Genomic DNA, 19,419 nt, shown 5'->3' with positions numbered 1-19,419 from the left:
CATTCGCCCCGCTTACCGCTGCACCCAACATCAAAACAAGAACCAGGAGTAACGATGAATCCCAACAGTGAAGCGCTCAACGCCATTCGCGAGGGCGTACGGGCCTTGTGCGCCGAGTTCGATGCCGCCTACTGGCGCCGGATTGACGAGCAAAAGGGCTTCCCGGAGGCGTTCGTCAGCGCCATGACCCAGGCAGGCTGGCTGTCAGCGATGATCCCGGAGGAGTTTGGCGGTTCTGGCCTTGGCCTTGCCGAAGCTTCGGTGATTCTTGAGGAAGTGAACCGCAGTGGTGGCAACTCAGGCACCGTTCACGGGCAGATGTACAACATGTTCACCCTGCTGCGAAACGGTAGCGAAGCACAGAAGCGCTACTACCTGCCCAAGCTCGCCAGCGGTGAACTGCGCCTGCAATCGATGGGGGTGACCGAGCCGACCACCGGTACCGATACCACCAGGATCAAGACCAGCGCAGTGCGCAAGGGTGACAAGTACGTCATCAATGGCCAGAAGGTGTGGATCTCGCGCATTCAGCATTCAGACCTGATGATCCTGCTGGCGCGCACGACGCCGCTTGATCAGGTGAAGAAAAAGTCCGAAGGCATGTCGATTTTCCTGGTCGACCTGCGCGAGGCGATTGGCAACGGCTTGAGCGTCCAGCCAATCGCCAACATGGTCAATCATGAAACCAATGAGCTGTTCTTCGACAATCTGGAGATTCCAGCCGACAGCTTGATCGGCGAAGAAGGCAAAGGCTTCAAATACATCCTCGATGGCCTTAACGCCGAGCGCACTCTGATTGCCGCCGAGTGCATCGGCGACGGCCGCTGGTTCATCGACAAGGCCAGCCAGTATGCCCGCGATCGCGTGGTGTTTGGTCGCCCGATTGGCCAGAACCAGGGCGTGCAGTTCCCGATTGCCGAAGCCCATGTCGAGATAGAAGCCGCCGACCTGATGCGTTGGCGCGCCTGCGAGCAGTACGACAGCGGCGTCAATGCCGGTGCCAGCGCCAACATGGCCAAGTACCTGGCGGCCAAGGCGTCCTGGGAAGCGGCCAATGCCTGCCTGCAGACTCACGGCGGCTTCGGTTTTGCCTGCGAATACGACATCGAGCGCAAGTTCCGCGAAACCCGCCTGTACCAGGTGGCGCCGATCTCAACCAACCTGATCCTGTCGTACGTGGCCGAGCATCTGCTCGAGCTGCCACGCAGCTACTGAGGCCATCATCGTGAGCCATACCCGTACACTGGCTGCATTTCTGGCACGCCTGAGCTACAGCGATTTGCCCGACGCTGTGCTGGCACGAACCGAAGACCTGTTTCTGGACTGGCTGGGGTCGGCACTGGCCAGCCAGGGCGCCCATCCCATTCCATTGTTCGAGCGTTATGCCGCGAAGATGGGCCCTGCTGACGGCACTGCAGGCATTCTGGTCAACGGCCGGCGCAGCTCGGCGTACTTCGCCGCACTGGTCAATGCAGCGTCCTCGCACCTGGTGGAGCAGGACGACTTGCACAACAGCTCGGTGCTGCACCCGGCCACCGTGGTCTTCCCGGCAGCGCTGGCGGCGGCCCAGGACCTGGGCAAAACCGGGCAGCAGCTGCTGCTGGCGTCGGTCGCAGGCTACGAGGCGGGTATCCGTATCGGTGAGTTCCTCGGCCGCTCGCATTACCGCATCTTCCACACCACGGCGACCGTCGGCACCCTGGCGGCGGCGGTCGCGGTCGGCAAGCTGATGGACTTCGACGAAGAAGCCTTTATCAACTTGCTGGGCAGTGCCGGTACCCAGGCGGCAGGGCTCTGGGAGTTCCTGCGCGATGCTGCCGATTCCAAGCAGTTGCACACCGCCAAGGCGGCCGCCGATGGCCTGCTGGCGGCGTACCTCACCGCCGATGGCCTGACGGGTGCCCGCGATATCCTTGAGGGCGAGCAGGGCATGGCGGCGGGCATGTCCAGCGATGCGCGTCCTGAATGCTTGTCCGATCGCCTGGGCGAGCGCTGGGCCCTGCTGGAAACCTCGTTCAAGTTCCACGCCTCCTGCCGGCACACCCATCCTGCCGCCGATGCGCTGCTGGCGTTGATGCAACGCGAAGGGCTGCAGCACGACCAGGTCGAACGCGTCATTACCCGGGTACATCAAGGGGCGATCGATGTATTGGGGCGGGTGACCGTAGCGCAAACCGTCCACCAGGCGAAGTTCTCCATGGGCACGGTGCTTGGGTTGATCGCTGTACACGGCAAGGCGGGCTTGACGGAGTTCGACCAGTTCGCCCTGAGCGACCCGCGGGTCAGCGCCTTTCGCGACAAGGTAACGATGCAGCTCGACGCCGAAGTCGATAGAGCCTACCCGCAACGCTGGCTGGGGCGGGTCGATGTGCTGACCGTCGATGGGCGCTGCCTGCATGGTGCAATCGACTCGCCCAAGGGCGACCCCGACAACACCCTGGCGCGGGAAGAACTGGAAGACAAGTTCCGGCGTTTGCTGGCCTATGCCGGAGCGCTGGGGGCGGATCACGCCGGAGTCCTGATCGAGCGCGTATGGGGCTTGCGCCAGGCAGCGCATCTGAGCGACTTGATGGAGATGAACCATGGCTGCTGAGTCGAATACGCCAAGACCGCTGGATGGCATCACGGTACTGAGCCTGGAGCATGCGATTGCCGCGCCATTCTGTACCCGTCAACTGGCGGACCTGGGCGCGCGGGTAATCAAGGTCGAGCGCCCCGGCAGCGGGGATTTTGCCCGCGGCTACGACCAGCGGGTACGGGGCATGGCTTCGCATTTTGTCTGGACCAATCGCTCCAAGGAGAGCCTGGCGCTGGACCTCAAGCATGATCAGGCGCAGCCGGTACTCGAAGCCCTGCTGCAGCAGGCCGACGTGCTGGTTCAGAACCTTGCACCGGGCGCAGCGGCGCGCATGGGCTTGTCCTATGAAACTTTGCGCACGCGTTACCCGCGGCTGATTGTCTGCGATATCTCCGGTTACGGCGAAGGTGGCAGCTATGAACACAAGAAGGCCTACGACCTGATGATTCAGAGCGAAAGCGGCTTTCTTTCGGTCACCGGTGGTGCGGATGAAGAGGGGGTGGCCAAGGCCGGTTGTTCGATCGCCGACATCTCGGCGGGCATGTACGCGTACACCGGCATCCTGTCGGCGCTGTTACTGCGTGAGAAAACCGGAGAGGGCAGCCGCGTCGACGTGTCCATGCTCGAGAGCCTGGTGGAGTGGATGGGCTACCCGATGTACTACGCCTTTGAAGGCGCCACGCCGCCGCAGCGTACGGGTGCGGCGCATGCAACCATCTATCCCTATGGTCCGTTCCCCGTCGCCGATGAAGGAACGGTGATGCTGGGCTTGCAGAACGAACGGGAATGGCAGCAGTTCTGCACCCTGGTGCTGGAGCGCCCGGAACTGACGGTCGATCCGCGGTTTTCCGCGAACTTCAAGCGCTCGGAAAACCGCCAGGCCTTGCGCGACATCATCATTGAGGTGTTTGCACGGCTGGGCTACACGGCGGTGGTCGAGCGGCTGGATGCAGCGCAGATCGCCAATGCCCAGGTCAATGACATGGCATCGGTGTGGAAGCATCCGCAACTGGCGGCCAGGCAGCGCTGGACCGAGGTGGCCAGCCCGGTAGGGTCACTGCCAAGCTTGTTGCCGCCGGCCAGCAGCAGTGCTTACTCGCCGCGCATGGATGCGGTTCCCGGCGTTGGCCAGCACAGCGTCAGCGTGCTCGCAGGGTTGGGCTACAGCGCTGCGCACATCAGCGAACTGACGGAAACCGGTGCCATCCAGAACGGCGCCCTTCGCGACTGAGGCTTTGCTATGTCATGCACTATTGTTCGCTCGGCACTGTTTGTGCCGGGCAATCGGCCAGAGCGCTTCGACAAGGCACTGGCCAGCGGCGCGGACGCAGTGATCATAGATCTCGAGGACGCCGTGGCGCCGCAGGACAAGCCTCAGGCCCGAGTGAATCTGCAGGCGTTCCTGGAGCGGCAAGCGGATGCGCGGGTGCTGGTTCGGGTAAACGCTGCCGGGCACTGCGAGCACGAGGCCGATCTGCAGCTGTGCCGCAGGCTCCCGGGGGTGGTTGGCATCCTGCTGCCCAAGGCAGAAACACCGTCCCAGGTGCTGGCGGTTGCCGCCACCCACAAACCGGTGTGGCCATTGATCGAAAGCGCCAGGGGGGTTCTGGCCATCGAAGCTATCGCGGCCTGCGCCGGGGTAGCCCGGCTGACCTTCGGGGCCCTGGACCTGGCGCTTGACCTGGGTATGCAGGCCGGTTCCCGTGCGGCGGACAGCGTGTTCGATCAGGTTCGCTATGCGATGCTGCTGCACTCCAGGGTCAACGACCTGGCATCGCCGTTGGACAGCGTCTATCCCGATTTCGAGAATGCAGCGGGGCTCGATGCGGCCATGCGTCGTGGTCGCGACATGGGCTTGGGCGGTGCCTTGTGCATCCACCCACGCCAAGTGGCGGTCATCCATGCAGCCCTGGCGGCTACGGCGCAGGAAAAGGCCTGGGCGCAGCGGGTGCTGGACGCCGCCACCTCGGGCCAGGCGGTATTCGAAGTGGATGGGCAAATGGTCGACGCGCCGGTGATAGACCGTGCGCGCCGACTCCTGGCTCAGGGCTGAGCAGTCAAGCAGGCCGTTGATGTTGCGAGGTGGGATTTCACCGTGAACTCGGAAATAGAAGGCAGCATGACAGTAGATCGAACGGACCATACGCTTGGGTTGCGGCTGTAACCCTGGATTGCGAGCCCGCTAGCCAGAAACCGGGTAGAGTGTTCACCAACCTGCTCACAAGGGCCCTCACTCGATACGCGTCGGCGCGCCAAGCGGCTGCAGCGAACGAACCGGGCATGAAACCGTCCATCAATCGATAGTTGAAGAATGAATCGTCCGTTGTTTGTTTCTCTGGATGGCCCCAAGGGCACTGGCAAGACCACACTGCTGGAGGCCGTGACGAAAGTATTGAGGGCAGCCAACCAGAAGGTGATCCGCCTGTGCGAGAAAAAGAGCGATCCCTACAGGGGTGAAACAATGGCCCTCGTTAACCAGTTCGTCAGGAATCCCTCCCGGGACCTGGAGTTCGGGGTTTGTGAGCGTTTTGCTGACAGCCGCACCTGGATTTCCCAGCATGTGCTGACCCGGCAGCCACCCGGCAGCATCATCCTGATCGATCGCTGGTACCCCTCCGATGCGGCGTTTCGGCGGATGGTCCCCTTTGCAGAAATTCTCCAGTTGAACCTTGAGCGAAACGTGCAAGTGCCGGACCTGCACGTCGGGGTGGTCACCGACCCTGAAATATCATGGGCGAGGGCAGCGGCACGCTCGCGTGGCTTGAGCAGTACAGTGATGCACACGCTGGAGGAGCATGTCGCGTGCACCGAGGCCTTCGAACGGGCGGTTGCCGATCACGGCTGGGTGCTATGCCGCAATGAAGGATCGATCGAAGCGGCAACCCTGCAGGTGGTTGCCCAGATCTATCGGGTGCTTGATCGGCAGGCCTCGCTCAGCCCTGGTCCATGACCTCGGCCACGCCCTGATCCTCACCCAGGAAGCCGCCGCTCTGGTGGTGCCACAGGTGCGCATAGATGCCGTTCTTGGCGAGCAGTTCGGCGTGGGTACCTTGCTCGACGATGCGTCCTTCATCCATGACAATCAGCCGGTCCATGGCGGCAATCGTCGACAGCCGATGGGCGATGGCGATCACCGTCTTGCCCTTCATCATCTCGTCGAGGCTTTCCTGGATGGCCACTTCGACTTCGGAATCGAGCGCGCTGGTAGCCTCGTCGAGCAGCAGGATCGGGGCGTTCTTGAGCATCACCCGGGCAATCGCGACGCGTTGGCGCTGGCCACCGGAAAGCTTGATGCCGCGCTCGCCCACCAGGGTGTCGTAGCCGGTACGGCCTTGCCGGTCGCTCAGTTGGCTGATGAACTCATCGGCCTGGGCACTGGCCGCGGCCCTGCGGATTTGTGCGTCGCTCGCATCGGGCCTGCCGTAGGCGATGTTGTCGCGAATGGAGCGGTGCAACAGCGAGGTGTCCTGGGTGACCATGCCGATGGCGCTGCGCAGGCTGTCCTGTGTCACGTGCGCAATGTCTTGTCCGTCAATGCGAATCTGCCCGCTGTCGACATCATAGAAGCGCAGCAGCAGGTTGATGAGCGTGGACTTGCCCGCGCCGGAGCGGCCTACCAGGCCGATTTTCTCACCTTGGCGAATGTCCAGGCTCAGGCCGTCGAGTACCTGGCGTTCGCCACTGTAGTTGAAGCTCACCTTATCGAAGCTGACCGCACCGCCGGAGGTCACCAGCACGCCTGCGTCCGGCGCATCCTTGACCTTGGGGCCGCGGGTGAGGGTGGCCATGCCATCCTGGACGGTGCCGATGCTCTCGAACAGCGAGGTCATCTGCCACATGATCCAATGCGACATGCCATTGATACGCAACGCCATGGCGGTGATGGCCGCCACGGCACCTGCACCGACCTCACCCTGGTGCCAGAGCCACAGGGCATAGCCACCTGCTGCCATGATCAATGCCACCACCAATGCCTGGTTGACGATTTCGAACTGGCTGACCAGGCGCATCTGGCGAAAGCCGGTCTGCTTGAAGTCTTCCATCGCGGCCCGTGCGAAATGCGCTTCGCGATTGGAGTGGGAGAACAGCTTCACCGTCGTGATGTTGGTGTAGGCGTCCGAGATGCGTCCGGTCATCATCGAGCGCGCATTGGCCTGTTCCTGGCCGACTTTCCCCAGGCGGGGCACGAAGTACAGCATGGCCAGGCCGAACAACACTACCCAGGCAACGAAAGGCAGCATCAGCTTCAGCGCGAAACCGCCGGCCAGTGCGATGATCGCAATGAAATACACCCCGATCCCGGGTGCGATCTCGATCAGGGTGAACAGCAGGTCGCGCACGGCCAGCGCGGTCTGCATGACCTTGGTGGTGACCCGGCCGGAAAACTCATCGGAAAAGAACGATAGGCTTTGCCGTAGCATCAAGCGGTGGAAGTCCCAACGCAGTCGCAAGGGCAGGTTGATCGCCAATATCTGGTGCTGCACCATGGTACGCAATGCCACCAGCCCGACGCTGGACACCATGATGATTCCCATACCCCACAGCACCCGACTTTCCTGCGCCGCCGCATCACCACCTGCCTGCCAGGTCGCGAGCAGATCCACGACCTGACCGAGGAAAGCGAACAGCCAGGCCTCGTAGATCGACACGCCAGCGCTGAGCAGCGCGAACGCAAGAATATAGCCCCGTGCACCTCGGGTACACGCCCACAGGAAGCGGGCCAGCCCCACGGGTGGTGGCGGAACCTCGTCGGGAGGAAAGGGGTCGAGCCTTCGTTCAAATGCGCCCAGCATGGCGGTCTCCACAACGATCAAATTGCGCAGATTCTGCCATTGAACCGTTGCTTTGGGGAGTTTGCGAGGTCAAGGTACGGGGCGCCAATGGGTGTTGCCGCTAGCCCACCAGCCGTGCGCGGTCCTTCCAGTACTTGTCGCGCACCTGGCGTCGCAACACCTTGCCGACCACCGCCGACATCGCCACGGCCGGGTGCGAGTTGAGCCCAGCCTCCACCTCGATGGCATAGACGTTGAAGCCGCCGCTGATGATCATGTCTTTCTTGCGGTCGACGATATAGAGGAAGCCCTCGTCATCCAGATAAGCCAGGTCGCCCGACTTCCAGAAACCCTTGGAAAATTCGGCCGCCGTGCCTTCCGGATTGTTGTAGTAGCCGCAGATGGTGGCGCGCGAGCGCAGCCACGTTGGGCGCCACCCGGCCCGCGGAGCTGAGGCGCCTGGCGTCTGCATCGAGGTGGTCAGCCTTGCATAGCGTGGTTACCGGATGCAGGCACTCGGTGGAGCCATATATCTGCTGGAAAATATTGCCGAAGCACGCCTGGAGTTGCTTGAGCTTGCTTGGGCTCATCGGCGCGGCGCCGTAATAGATCGTGCGCAGTGACGACAGGATCAGCCATCAACCGTTACGCCCACTGAGCTTGCAAATCGCCGCGCGGCAGGGCCATCCCCGGATCAGTACATTCAAGACCCTGGCGGATCTGACACAGGAGCGCTGGGCCTTGCCCCAGGCACCCTCGCGCATGTACCAGGTATTGGCTGATTCGTTTGCCAAGTGCGGGCTACCGCCGCCGGTCGTTGCCGTGGAATGGACGGGGTATGGTGTGTCCATTGCCGACTTCCTGCGCAATACCGATCTACTTGTTCTGGCGCACCGATGGCTACCTTTCCCCGCTTTGCCAGGAGTTTCGTGATGAGCTGATTGCTTATTACAGAGGGCCTGTATCAGGGCTGTAACATCAGCCAGGCGATTTTGTTAAGTGCGCAAGAAGTTGCGCACCTCAATGTCGAAAAAAGCCACTTTTTTGGGCTGCAGGCCACGTAATACAAGGCCTGGAAGCAAGTGCGCAAGAAGTTGCACAGTACTGCGCAACTTCTTGCGCACTTTTTATGGGTTTTTCACCGGAATTTCCAGTGCCGCCAATGAGGCTAGCGCTGAAAGCCCCATTCTAGAGGCCTCTAACGGTTTGTGGCACGGTCCTTGAAGGAGGATAGCGTGATCCAGCGGGTGTTTTACCCGCCGGACGACACTATTTTTCAGAAAAGGAAAGTATCCATGGCTACCCCCGCTTACATGTCCGTTACCGGCACCAAACAAGGCTTGATCACCGCCGGGGCCTTCACTGCCGATTCGGTGGGCAACACCTACCAGGAAGGCCACGAAGACCAGGTCATGGTCCAGGGTTTCCAGCACGAAGTGATCATTCCGCGTGACCCGCAGTCCGGCCAGCCCACCGGCCAGCGCATCCACAAGCCGGTGGTCATCACCAAGGTCTTCGACAAGGCGTCGCCATTGCTGCTGGCGGCCCTGACCTCTGGCGAGCGTCTGACCGAGATCGTAATCCACTGGTACCGCACCTCAGCGGCTGGCACCCAGGAACACTACTACACCACCAAGCTGGAAGACGCGATCATCGTCGACATCAAGGACTACATGCATAACTGCCAGGACCCTGCAAACGTGCACTTCACCCACCTGGAAGACGTGCATTTCACCTACCGCAAAATCACCTGGACCCATGAAGTGTCCGGCACTTCCGGCTCCGATGACTGGCGCGTGCCGGTCGCCGGCTAAGGCTTACCGATCATCATGAACCGCATGGGCCTCGGCCCATGCGCTTGTCAAGGGTAACGCCATGTTCGCTTCGACCAATACCGCACACTTTGAGCTACTGATCCCCACGGTGCGCAATGACTTCAAGGTACTGGCCTTTGCCGGCCCCGAAGCCATCAGCACCCTCTATTCGATCGAGATTGAGCTGGTCAGCGAGTACCCGGACTTCGATCTGGAGAGCCTGCTCGGTCAACCCGCGTTTCTGCGCTTCGGGCACAATGGTGAAGGCCTGCATGGACGTATTGAAAACGTTCTCGTGGGGGAGGCCGGCAAACGCCTGACCCGTTACCTCCTGACCCTGGTGCCCGCGCTGCATTACCTGCAGTTCAGCTACAACCAGCGGATTTTCCAGCAACTGACGGTACCGCAGATCGTCGCTCAGGTGCTTAAGGGCCATGGGATTCTGGCCGATGCCTTCAGCTTCCATGTCAGCACCAGCCCCGAACGTGAATATTGCACGCAATATGGCGAAAGCGATTTTGCCTTCATCCAGCGCCTGTGCAGCGAAGACGGGATTGCCTGGCACCACCAGCACAGTCTGGACGGCCATCATCTGGTCTTTACCGACGATCAGACTTACTTTCCGAAGCTGGGCGAGACGCCTTACCAGCAAGACACTGGCATGGTGGCTGAGCATCCGGTGGTCAGTCACTTCGCCGTGCGCTTCAGCACCCGCACCAGCACCACCACCCGTCGGCACTATGACTTTGAGCGCCCAAACCTGGTGTTGGAGAGTCAGTTCGCTGCCGAATTCGCGCCTGAACTTGAAGACTATCGTTATCCGCTGTGCTTTGAGCGCGAGAAAATCGGCAAGCAACTGGCCAAACAAGCGCTGGAGCGCCATCGTAGCGATTACCAGTTGGCCCAGGCGAAAAGCAACCAGCCGATGCTACGCAGCGGCCATTTCCTCAAGCTGACCGATCACCCCCGGGCGGCCTGCAACGACCTGTGGCTGCTGCTCGGCGTGGAGCATGAAGGCAAGCAACCGCAAGTGCTTGAAGAGTCCGTCACCAGCGACGCCAAGCCGGACGACGGATTTACCCAAGGTTATCGCAACACCTTCAGGGCGATTCCCTGGGATGTGTTTTACCGTCCGCCACTGCTTTCCCGTCCCTCGCTGCTGGTCAGCCAGACCGCCCGGGTGACGGGGCCGCAAGGGGAAGAAATCCACTGTGATAAGTATGGGCGGGTAAAAGTCGAGTTCAACTGGGACAGGGCCGGGCTGAACAGCGACAAGAGCAGTTGCTGGCTGCGAGTTGCTTCGAACTGGGCTGGCGAAGGCTTCGGCGTCGTGACCATTCCGCGTGTCGGCATGGAAGTGCTGGTGACCTACCTGGAGGGCAACCCCGACAATCCGTTGATTACCGGTTGCGTGGCCAACAAAGTCAACGCGCCGCCGTACTCCTTGCCCGAGCACAAGACCAAAACCGTGTTGCGCAGCAGCAGTTCCCCCGCCAATGGCGGCTACAACGAACTGTCGATTGAAGACCGTGCCGGACAGGAGTTGATCTACCTTCGCGCCCAGCGTGACCTGGCGCAGAAAATCGAGCATGACAGCCGATTGGAAGTCGGTAATGTGCGCCAGGAAACCATCAAGGGCAACAGCATTGCGGTGCTGGAGGCGCAAGACCAGCGCACCGTCACCGCTGATCGCAAGGTCAACCTCAAATCCAACGATTACTTGCAGGTCGCTCAGAGCAGTCACACCCGTATAGGCCAAACACTGGTCGCCGAGGCGGGCCAGCAGGTGCACCTCAAGGCGGGGGCCAACCTGATTCTCGACGCTGGCGTCAGCATCACCTTGAAAGGCGGTGGCCAGCACATCGTCATTGGCCCGGGTGGCATCTTCAGCAGTACTGAGATTCAGCTCGGTGGCGCACCTGCTGCCGGCACTGCAGCGGCGCCATTGCTGCCAGGCATGCTTGAACCGCTGCCAGCGCCGAAGCTATTGGAGTCGGCTCAACGCAAGGCATTGCTGCGGGCCACCCCGCGCTGCGAAATCTGTGAGCGCGCCGCGCAGGAAGGTCTGTCATGAGTAGCGTCAGCTCGGCCAACTACCTGCTGATTGATGGCGTCTTGCGCCCCGATGCGTTGTCAGCGTTGTATCAGCGCACTGAGGTGCTCGAAATCGAGCCGTTGTACCTGAAGACGCGCTGGGCTCCGTTGCACGATCTGGGGCCCATCCTGGTCTCGATCCACGGCTCGGCAAACCTTGTCGACGAAACACTCGACAATGCCACCCGGCAAGCTGATGCAAGTCTGCTGCACAGTGACGCCTCGATGAGCAACGTCGCCGACCACCTGCGCCGCTTCATCGACCCGCCTGATGTACTAGGGGGTAACGGCTTGCTGCGTTTTGCCGACCCGCTGGTGACACACCATTGGCTCGACAGCTATCAGGGTGCACACCTGGATGCTGTGCTTGGGCCGATAAGCACTTGGCACGTTCCGCAATCCCCCCATGCCTGGGAGCGTTCCGAGCTGCCTGTGTGGCGAAGCTTTGCTCGTCAAGCAGCCCAACCCGGGTGGGTTGATAGCCTCGGCAGGCTGGGAGAAGGGCAACTGAGCGCACTCGATCAGGCGGCACGCTGGAAGCTCATCGAGCAACTGTACCGAAGCCTTGAAAAGGACCATCCCCGACATTTGGCGCGTGTTGATAAAGGTCAGCTGAACCGCTGGTTCAACGAGCGCCTGGATCAAGCGCAAGCCTGGGGCCTTGGCAGCGAGCGCAGCGTTGCGATCTGGGTCGAATTCAGTTTGCGCTGGGGTGATGACTTCACTTCGCGCTTGGATGCCCCTTATCAGCAATGGCTGGCTCGCACGCCAGACGCACACAGACTCGCAACAGAGCTGCGTATCCAGCAGATGGAACGTGACGGCCTGGCGCTTGAATTGAACGAGGACGCGTGATGCACAAGCCCGCAACAGAAGCCGAACTGAAACAGGCCCGGCGTAACCAGCAATTCACCAACGCGCCTATCGGCAGGGGGCAGTGCCCTTGGCAACAGGCGCAGGTGGCGATCTTCCCGGTGCGCTATGCCCTGGACGAATCCCCCGAAGTAAAAGGCAGCAGCCAGGGCCCGCATGCGCTTCCCCGCGACTGGCCACGCCAGTCACCCGAGCTGAAAACCCGCAGTTACACCCTGCGCCAACTGCGCGATGGCTGGGTCTATGTATGGAACAGTGTCGAGCAGACCTTCCATGAGTACCAGGTCAGCGGCGAGTATTTCACCCGGCACCCATGGACTGACGCCCAGTTGAATCAGGATGTGCGCCACAATCCTGGCGAAACCCAGCCGTACCTGCTCTATTCTCGGCGCAGCCATCTGCGTATCGCGTACTCGCCCGTGCAGTGGACCTGGCGTATGTGCGAGTTGATGCGCAGCAGCGCGCCCGGGCAGCGCCAATGGATGCGCGAAGTGGATTTGCCGACGTATTGCGTGAGCGGCCAGGTCGATCACGGCGATGAGCTTACCGAGCTGGGCAAACGCGTGGCCGACATCCTCATCACCGGTGAAACGCCGCCAGTCTTTACCAGCACTAAGTTGCCGACCCAGGCCACAGAGCCTGGCGTCCCCTTCAAGGCGGCGATTGAAGAAGCCCTGGTGCAGTGCCTGACACAATATCGTGCTGGCGACGCTTGCAAACCACCTATTGGCAATCCTGAGCTGTTGCCTCACATGGAGTTGTTACTTCTACAGGCTCGACAGGCGGGAGGGCACAATGTCATTGATCAACTGAATGCTATGTGCGAGAACGCGCAGGCACAGAAGCGCTGGGGACTACTTTGTGAGGTGTGGTTATGCCTTGCCCAAGCAAACTACACGGATGGTCAGCTAAACATGGCCAGGTACGCGTTGAAAAAAGGGCAAGCATTGTCACGCCAACTGGGCTTGAACCACCTCGAAAGTGCCTTCCACGCGCGATATCCCGAGCTCATGCTTTCGGGTGGCGACTCAATGATCGAACCCAATGCCATTTTGTTGAGCCGTCGAGAGCTGACTGTACTGGAAATGATTGCCCAGGGATTGTCCAACCAGCAGATTGCCGGGGAGTTGCACTTATCACTGCATACAGTGAAAAGCCATGCGCAAAAAATCAACGCCAAGCTGGGTGTTTCGAGCAGGACTCAAGCGGTGGCCCGCGCCACGCATCTGGGGCTGATAGTTTGAAGCGTGACGCGCTTGGTCCTTGACTCCCGGTGAGCCGGAAATCGGGATTATATTGCAAAATGTTTCTGAGTCTCTAGGATGGCGATTGGTCAGGCAATGGCTCCCAGTCATGGCCTTTACATAACGATAAGAACCGCCATGACCTTTCGGGCTTGGGTGGTCGGCGCTGTCCAGTATGTCGAAATTCAATACTCACACGATCTTCGCCGAGAATTTTTTCCGGCGACATAAAGAGCTTTTTGCGCCATACCTGGCCGAGGCCGGCTTGGACGAACATATTCTGTATACCCCGGAGGCCGAGATTCCGGTGGCGCAGTATGTGGCGTTATGGGAATTGCTTGGGGCCAGGGTGTCGCCTTCGATTGGCCTGCAAACCGGTCTGCAGACTGACAGCAGTGTCTTTGGTGCCTATGGTCATGCCATACGTAGCGCACCAACCATGGATCTGGTGTTGCGCTGCCTGAGCCATTTCATCGTGGTGTTCACCCAGGCTACAAATCTGTCGGTGGAAGACGATGGCAAGCATGTCCTTGTGATGTATCAGATCACTGATCCCTGCATTGTGCAGCGTCGTCAGGACGCCGAGTTTTCGATTGGTGCCGCGCTCAGTGTATTGCGTGAAGTCACGCGTAATCCCCTATTGATGCCTGTACGGGTGAACTTCGAACATCATGCGCCAGTCGATCAGGCGCAATACCGCGAGGCTTTTTCATGCGCCGTGCACTTCAGCCAACCGGACAATCGCCTGTACTTCTCTCGCGACATACTTGACATGCCGGTATGTACTGCCGACCCCCGCCTGTTCCAAGCGCTCGAGCCATTTCTCGAAGCCCAGCGCAAGTGCCGGGCAGCCGCCACTCATTTGCTTAGTCGACTGGGACACCATATTGCAAGCAGTCTGAGCAGCGGCGGTGCCAGTCTCGAACAAGTGGCAAACAGCATGGGCATTGGTCCTCGGACCTTGCAGCGACGGCTGTCCGATCATCAGGTTGAATTCAGTCAGATGGTTGAAGAGGTACGTCGATCGCTCGCGGCCGACTACGTTGCGCGAAACGATTACAGCCTCACAGAAATTGCGTTGTTGCTTGGCTATGCAGAAACCAGTTCATTCAGTCGCGCATTTCGGCGTTGGACCCGACTGACGCCGCAGCAGTATCGCAAACAGGCACATCACCTCGCGAGTGATCCACGTCTGGCCTGACGTACACGGTCAATCAATTTGACACCTTCGGGCAAGCCCGCACACGACCCCACTGTTAGTCTCCTTCCCCGGCCCGCCACTCACATATAGCGACCGCTCGCGTCTTTTTACAGGCGCGGTGTGTGCTGTGTGGTGTGTGCACGTCTATATCCCGAGGAAGAACAATTGAAAAAAACAATAATTTGCCTGATGTCGCTGGCAACGCTGACCGGGCTGTCCGCCCCTTCGTTTGCAGCACCGCCAAAAGTTGTCTTTGACCTTGGCGCTGTGGTCAAGCATCACGGGGTCATCGGCAGTCCCGATGGAAAGGCCAACGTCAGTTTCTTCGCCGAGGGTGCTGGGCGCATGCAGGTGGAAGGCAAAACTTTGCATTTCTCCATTGCATGCAGCGGTACCGATATCTATGCCGGCGACAAGGTTGCTGATGGGATGGCCGATTGTGAACTGAAGTCTTCCGGGGCTGGCACTGTCTATGCCCATTTCCAGAAAGTATTCGATGCCAATGGCCAATGGCATCAGCGTGGGCATTTCGTCTTCAGTGGCGGTACGCAGGACTTCGCCACAGTGACGGGTGCAGTTCCTGTCTACGCCAGTGTGCTGAAAACCGGTGAGAGTGGGATGGCGTTTTTCGTCGAAGGTGGTAGTGAGGCCCTCTGATGGACATGCGCAACGTGCTAGTCCCGCGGCGAGAGCTGGTTACCCGGGCACACTCGGCCACCAGTGGATTGCCACCCCTTTTGATTTGCCTAAAGAACACAAGAAGGAGTGTCCCATGCGAATAACTCTGGGTGCTGCCTGCACCGCGTTGGCACTGAGCGTGTCGTTACTTGGCATCACCAATGTTCAGGCGCAGTTGGCGGAAGAAACTGCCGGTCATGCCGTCCTTCCATTCCCGCCAGAACCGCATCGCAGTTATGTGAATGTTATCGAGTTCGACAATCTGGTCGTTTCCCGCGTCGTCGTAATCGATCCTGATGCCAAGCGCATGCTTGGTATGCTCAGTACCGGCGGGGCCGCGCCAATCGTGTTGGCGCACGACGGCAAGACCATCTACAGCGCCGACACGTTTTACTCGCGATACACCCGCGGTACCCGGACGGACGTACTCACTGCTTGGGACAGTTCCACTCTGGCGCCAAGCTGGGAAGTAGAGATTCCGGCCAAGCGTGCGTCGACGCTTACCGAGCGGTTTTCTCTAGGGCTTAGCAGCGACGACCGCTTGGCCTATATCTACAACCTGACGCCCTCGACGTCGGTCACTGTTGTCGATACGCAGACGCGCAAGGTGCTCAGTGAAATTGCCACCCCTGGCTGCATTCTCAGTTACCCAGTCGGCAAGCGCGGTTTCGCCTCACTGTGCGGTAACGGCAAACTACAGGTGGTCACGCTGAATGAGGACGGCAAGGAAAAGTCGCGGACCCAGACGCCATTCTTCAGCCCTAATGAAGATCCGTTGGTGGAGCGCGCCGCAGTATCGGGTGAGACCTATTATTTCGTCACCACCAGCGGCGTAGTACACGCGGTCGACCTGTCCGGAGCAACACCAAAGGTACTACCGACCTGGTCGTTGGTCGATGAGCAGGAAAAAAAATCCGGCTGGGCACCTGGAGGCTTGCAGTCGATAGCGGTCGCCCCGGCCCTGGATCGCTTTTACGTGATGATGCACCCCGATCATAAGCCGCTCAACTGGCAGGACCCGAGCCAAACCATCTGGGTTTACGATCTCAAAACGCAGAAGAAAATCGGTGTTCTGGAATCGCCCAACCCTGTCTGGAGCGTGCACGCCACCACTGACCAAAGCCCGTTGTTGCTCGGTACCAATATCGCGGGCGGCATAGAGGTTTTTGATCTCAACAGTGGCAAACACACCGGCACTATGGACAACGTCGCAAAGACTGCGACCTTGATTCTGAGCCACTAAGGGGAGAGACCGCATGCAACTCGACCCAATACTCGTCTTCGCTAGCTCCTTGGCAATGACGGTCATCCTCGCCAACGCGGCCACCCACAAGTTTCGCTCGCCCCGGTGGTTTGTCGCCCAGGTCGCCGACTACGGGCTGTTGTCCGAGTCAATGGTGAAGCCGTTTGCCCGATTGCTGCCGTTGTTCGAAATGGCGGTTGCGCTGGGCCTGCTGGTTCCGCAGACCCGCTTGATCGCGGCATTGCTGGCGGCCCTATTGATGGCGATCTACGCCACGGCAATTGGTGTGAATCTTTGGCGTGGGCGTCGCGATATCGACTGTGGTTGCGCCGGTCCTGGCCAGATGCAGCCATTGCGTCCGGTGTTATTGCTCCGCAGTGCGCTGCTGATCGCATTATCACTGCTGGCCGCCGCTGAACCGCAAGCGCGGTCGATCGGGCACTTCGACAGTGTCGTGATTATTTCTTCAGCAGCGGTGACGCTGCTGCTGTATGTCGCGGCGGACGGCCTGATGGCCAACGCCCCGCGCCTGCTCAAACTAATTGGACGGTGAATTATGCAAACCCTGATTGTTTCCAATCTATTGCTTTGGTGCCTGATGCTGGCCCTGGCATTTGTGCTCATGGGCCTCGTACGACAGATCGGTGTGTTGCACGCTCGCGTGGCCCCGGCTGGCGCGCTGATGATCGACAAGGGCGTGGCGGTTAATTCGCAGGCACCCAAGCTTACCGTCGCAGACCGTGAAGGCAGACCGGTTAATTTTGGTTATGCAGGGGAGAAGTCTCAGTTGCTGTTCTTCCTTTCTCCGACGTGCCCGATATGCAAGTCCCTTTTGCCTGCGATCAAGTCCGTGTCCAGGCAACGAGCGGACGATCTCGATGTTATCTATGTGAGCGATGGCGATCCTGTTGCGCAAGAAGCCCTGATCACAGGGTTCAATCTTGAAGGTGCAACGTATGTGGTCGGACCGGAAGCCGGCATGACCTACCAGATTGGCAAGTTGCCGTATGTGGCCCTGATCGATAAGGGCGGCATTCTGCGCGCCAAAGGGCTGGTGAACTCGCGCGAACACCTCGACAGCCTGTTCGAAGCCGAGCACATGGGTGTTTCCTCCTTGCAGGACTTCCTGCACGGGAATGCTCACGCCGCCAACGCACAACAATAAAAAGCCGGAGTAATCGCGATGAAACTACTTGATTTGCTGTTCGAGCGCTCGACACGTCGCATGGCCGATGTCACCTCGCGTCGGCAGGCACTTTCGCGCATTGGTTCCTGGATGGTGGTGGGAGCAGCATTGCCTTTGTTGCTGCCAATCGACCGCACTTCAAAGGCTCTTGCGGGCCAATCCGGCGTTGCGGGCGATCCGGGCGATCCCACCACCTGTGACTACTGGCGCTACTGTTCGATTGACGGCTTTCTGTGCAGCTGTTGCGGTGGTTCGGTGAACACTTGCCCACCCGGGACCGAAGTCTCCCAAATAGCGTGGGTCGGCACCTGTCGCAATCCGGCGGACGGCAAGGACTACATCATTTCCTACACCGACTGCTGCGGCAAACAGAGTTGCAACCAATGCGCTTGCAACCGTAACGACAGTGAAGAACCGATGTACCGGCCGTTCAGTAACAATGACATCAACTGGTGTCTGGGAGCGACTTCCTCGGTCTACAACTGCACGATTACGTTGGTGCAAGGTGTCGTGTAGTCGGACTGGACAGGGGCTGAACAGGCCAAGAATGGCTGCCAGGCACCTGCTGATGCTTATCGGCCTGACGCTCGCATTCGCAACCACGCTTTGTCATGCCCGGGCTGTCCCTAGTCCGGGCCAGAAACCCGCTCCGGGCAACGAGGTGGCGCAAACACCCATCGCCGAAGCGGGTTACAGCCCGGCGGTGAATTACGAGCTGCAATGTTCCGGTTGTCATCGCAACAGTGGTGAAGGGTCCAAGGCCAATGACACGCCGCGCCTGGCAAATTTTGTCGGAAACTTTCTCCGTGTACAGGGAGGGCGTGAGTTTCTGGTCCAGGTCCCAGGTGTTTCCCAATCAGCCTTGAGCGATGCGCAGACCGCTGCCTTGCTCAATTGGATGTTGCGCGAGGATGGCATGGCTGGAGCCAGCCGTCCGGTGGATGTCAAACCCTACTCGACCGAGGAAGTCGCCGCACTTCGCAAACAACCGATGTTGAGTCTTCCACAGACTCGCGCGGACCTGATTGCCCAAATGCGCACCCAGGGCATCGCTATCGACGACGTTGTTACGCGGCCCTGATACAGCAGTTGGTTTTCAATACTTGACGTCCGCTGTCATGAACTCTGACGTGCGTTGGCAAGCTAGTCTGCGGCGGCGTTGTTAATTTGTTCACACGAGGCCGGCATGCGATTTCCCTCGTCGACACTAGACGTCACGGGAGGTATGCCCCTCGTCCGATAACAATGAAAATGAGGGGAGGGTGTATGGCCGGTGATGAGAGTCGTGGGGGAGTCAGGCGCGAGTTCCTGAGGGGAGCTTTCATTCGTCATCTGCTACCAGTACTGGGTGGGGCATGGCTGTCTTTATCAAGTTTCAGCGCGCAAGCTGCCGCTGTCTGCGACCCGGCCCCGGGGCAAAAGGTGTTTGAAACCCGTTGCAGTGCATGTCATTCGCTGAGTGAGCACAAGGTTGGACCACGACTGGATGGTGTGTTTGGCAGAAAAGTTGGCAGCGCCGAGGGTTTCGCTTACAGCCCGACACTGGAGCAGGCGGGATTCAAGTGGGACGCGGAAAAGCTTAATGGTTTTCTCAACGCTCCGATGAGTTTCCTGCCGGGTACCGCAATGGGATTCGGTGGTCTGCACAATACAGATGAACGTCAGTCTGTGGTTTGTTTCCTGCAACGACAAGGCAGCCAGTCATGAACATGTTCCTCGGCGGCCCATCCGAGAGC

General features: G+C 59.8%; 19 protein-coding genes and 1 pseudogene. 17 read left to right on the top strand and 3 right to left on the bottom strand.

Going from position 1 to position 19,419, the window contains the following annotated elements; all coding sequences use genetic code 11:
- Positions 1–54: 54 nt before the first annotated feature.
- From NPS58_RS13690 to NPS58_RS13670, 5 genes are all read left to right on the top strand, one after another.
- Entirely contained in the window at positions 55–1,215 is a 1,161-nt protein-coding gene (locus tag NPS58_RS13690; protein WP_274115889.1) for an acyl-CoA dehydrogenase family protein, read from the top strand.
- A gap of 10 nt (positions 1,216–1,225) precedes the next feature.
- Positions 1,226–2,593, top strand: a complete 1,368-nt coding sequence (locus NPS58_RS13685; RefSeq protein ID WP_425313069.1) for an MmgE/PrpD family protein — start codon at positions 1,226–1,228, stop codon at positions 2,591–2,593.
- Positions 2,583–3,809, top strand: a complete 1,227-nt coding sequence (locus NPS58_RS13680; protein ID WP_274115888.1) for a CaiB/BaiF CoA transferase family protein — start codon at positions 2,583–2,585, stop codon at positions 3,807–3,809. Before NPS58_RS13685 ends, NPS58_RS13680 begins: the two co-directional genes overlap by 11 nt.
- 9 nt (positions 3,810–3,818) lie before the next feature.
- A complete protein-coding gene (locus tag NPS58_RS13675; protein WP_274115887.1) occupies positions 3,819–4,631 on the top strand; it encodes an HpcH/HpaI aldolase/citrate lyase family protein in 813 nt (270 codons plus the stop codon).
- Between the two features lie 258 nt (positions 4,632–4,889).
- Positions 4,890–5,528 (top strand): dTMP kinase, encoded by a 639-nt coding sequence (locus tag NPS58_RS13670; protein WP_274115886.1) that lies wholly within the window; start codon positions 4,890–4,892, stop codon positions 5,526–5,528.
- Here NPS58_RS13670 and NPS58_RS13665 read toward each other — a convergent pair.
- The 3 genes and pseudogenes from NPS58_RS13665 to NPS58_RS29485 all read right to left on the bottom strand — a co-directional run.
- The gene (locus NPS58_RS13665; protein WP_274115885.1) at positions 5,512–7,371 is read right to left on the bottom strand and encodes an ABC transporter ATP-binding protein; all 1,860 of its coding nucleotides are present in this window, start codon (positions 7,369–7,371) and stop codon (positions 5,512–5,514) included. The two genes, NPS58_RS13670 and NPS58_RS13665, sit on opposite strands and share 17 nt — an antisense overlap.
- A gap of 100 nt (positions 7,372–7,471) precedes the next feature.
- Positions 7,472–7,822: a hypothetical protein gene (locus tag NPS58_RS13660; protein ID WP_337994267.1), complete on the bottom strand. Its 351-nt coding sequence runs from the start codon at positions 7,820–7,822 to the stop codon at positions 7,472–7,474.
- A gap of 4 nt (positions 7,823–7,826) precedes the next feature.
- Positions 7,827–7,940: pseudogene (locus tag NPS58_RS29485) on the bottom strand (hypothetical protein); the annotation flags it as partial.
- Positions 7,941–8,645: 705 nt separating this feature from the next.
- On the opposite strand from NPS58_RS29485, the gene NPS58_RS13655 reads away from it, so the two are divergent.
- The 12 genes from NPS58_RS13655 to NPS58_RS13600 all read left to right on the top strand — a co-directional run bounded on the left by NPS58_RS13655 (position 8,646) and on the right by NPS58_RS13600 (position 19,390).
- The gene (locus NPS58_RS13655) at positions 8,646–9,164 is read left to right on the top strand and encodes an Hcp family type VI secretion system effector (RefSeq protein ID WP_274115884.1); all 519 of its coding nucleotides are present in this window, start codon (positions 8,646–8,648) and stop codon (positions 9,162–9,164) included.
- 61 nt (positions 9,165–9,225) lie between these two features.
- On the top strand, positions 9,226–11,238 hold the full coding sequence (locus tag NPS58_RS13650) for a type VI secretion system tip protein VgrG (RefSeq protein ID WP_274115883.1): 2,013 nt from the start codon (positions 9,226–9,228) through the stop codon (positions 11,236–11,238).
- Complete coding sequence (locus NPS58_RS13645) at positions 11,235–12,113, top strand: DUF4123 domain-containing protein (RefSeq protein ID WP_274115882.1); 879 nt, start codon at positions 11,235–11,237, stop codon at positions 12,111–12,113. Before NPS58_RS13650 ends, NPS58_RS13645 begins: the two co-directional genes overlap by 4 nt.
- Positions 12,113–13,375, top strand: a complete 1,263-nt coding sequence (locus tag NPS58_RS13640; RefSeq protein ID WP_274115881.1) for a toxin VasX — start codon at positions 12,113–12,115, stop codon at positions 13,373–13,375. The genes NPS58_RS13645 and NPS58_RS13640 overlap by 1 nt, the downstream gene beginning before the upstream one ends.
- 175 nt (positions 13,376–13,550) lie before the next feature.
- Entirely contained in the window at positions 13,551–14,576 is a 1,026-nt protein-coding gene (qhpR, locus tag NPS58_RS13635) for an AraC-like transcriptional regulator QhpR (RefSeq protein ID WP_274115880.1), read from the top strand.
- 165 nt (positions 14,577–14,741) lie between these two features.
- The gene (locus tag NPS58_RS13630) at positions 14,742–15,233 is read left to right on the top strand and encodes a hypothetical protein (protein WP_274115879.1); all 492 of its coding nucleotides are present in this window, start codon (positions 14,742–14,744) and stop codon (positions 15,231–15,233) included.
- A gap of 115 nt (positions 15,234–15,348) precedes the next feature.
- Complete coding sequence (locus tag NPS58_RS13625) at positions 15,349–16,497, top strand: amine dehydrogenase large subunit (RefSeq protein ID WP_274115878.1); 1,149 nt, start codon at positions 15,349–15,351, stop codon at positions 16,495–16,497.
- A gap of 13 nt (positions 16,498–16,510) precedes the next feature.
- Positions 16,511–17,050 carry a MauE/DoxX family redox-associated membrane protein gene (locus tag NPS58_RS13620; protein ID WP_274115877.1) on the top strand — a complete coding sequence of 180 codons (540 nt, stop codon included), beginning with the start codon at positions 16,511–16,513 and terminating at the stop codon, positions 17,048–17,050.
- A gap of 3 nt (positions 17,051–17,053) precedes the next feature.
- The gene (gene mauD / locus NPS58_RS13615; RefSeq protein ID WP_274115876.1) at positions 17,054–17,662 is read left to right on the top strand and encodes a methylamine dehydrogenase accessory protein MauD; all 609 of its coding nucleotides are present in this window, start codon (positions 17,054–17,056) and stop codon (positions 17,660–17,662) included.
- An 18-nt stretch (positions 17,663–17,680) separates the two neighbouring features.
- Positions 17,681–18,199: a methylamine dehydrogenase light chain gene (locus NPS58_RS13610; protein ID WP_274115875.1), complete on the top strand. Its 519-nt coding sequence runs from the start codon at positions 17,681–17,683 to the stop codon at positions 18,197–18,199.
- Positions 18,200–18,251: 52 nt separating this feature from the next.
- Positions 18,252–18,764: a cytochrome C gene (locus NPS58_RS13605; protein ID WP_274115874.1), complete on the top strand. Its 513-nt coding sequence runs from the start codon at positions 18,252–18,254 to the stop codon at positions 18,762–18,764.
- Between the two features lie 185 nt (positions 18,765–18,949).
- Positions 18,950–19,390, top strand: a complete 441-nt coding sequence (locus tag NPS58_RS13600; RefSeq protein ID WP_274115873.1) for a c-type cytochrome — start codon at positions 18,950–18,952, stop codon at positions 19,388–19,390.
- Positions 19,391–19,419: the final 29 nt, after the last annotated feature.

The sequence above is a fragment of the Pseudomonas putida genome (assembly GCF_028682455.1).
In the GTDB taxonomy this organism is placed as follows: Bacteria; Pseudomonadota; Gammaproteobacteria; order Pseudomonadales; family Pseudomonadaceae; genus Aquipseudomonas; species Aquipseudomonas putida_AA.
Note: the sequence above shows the minus strand (reverse complement) of the source record. Positions and strands in the feature narration are given on the sequence as shown.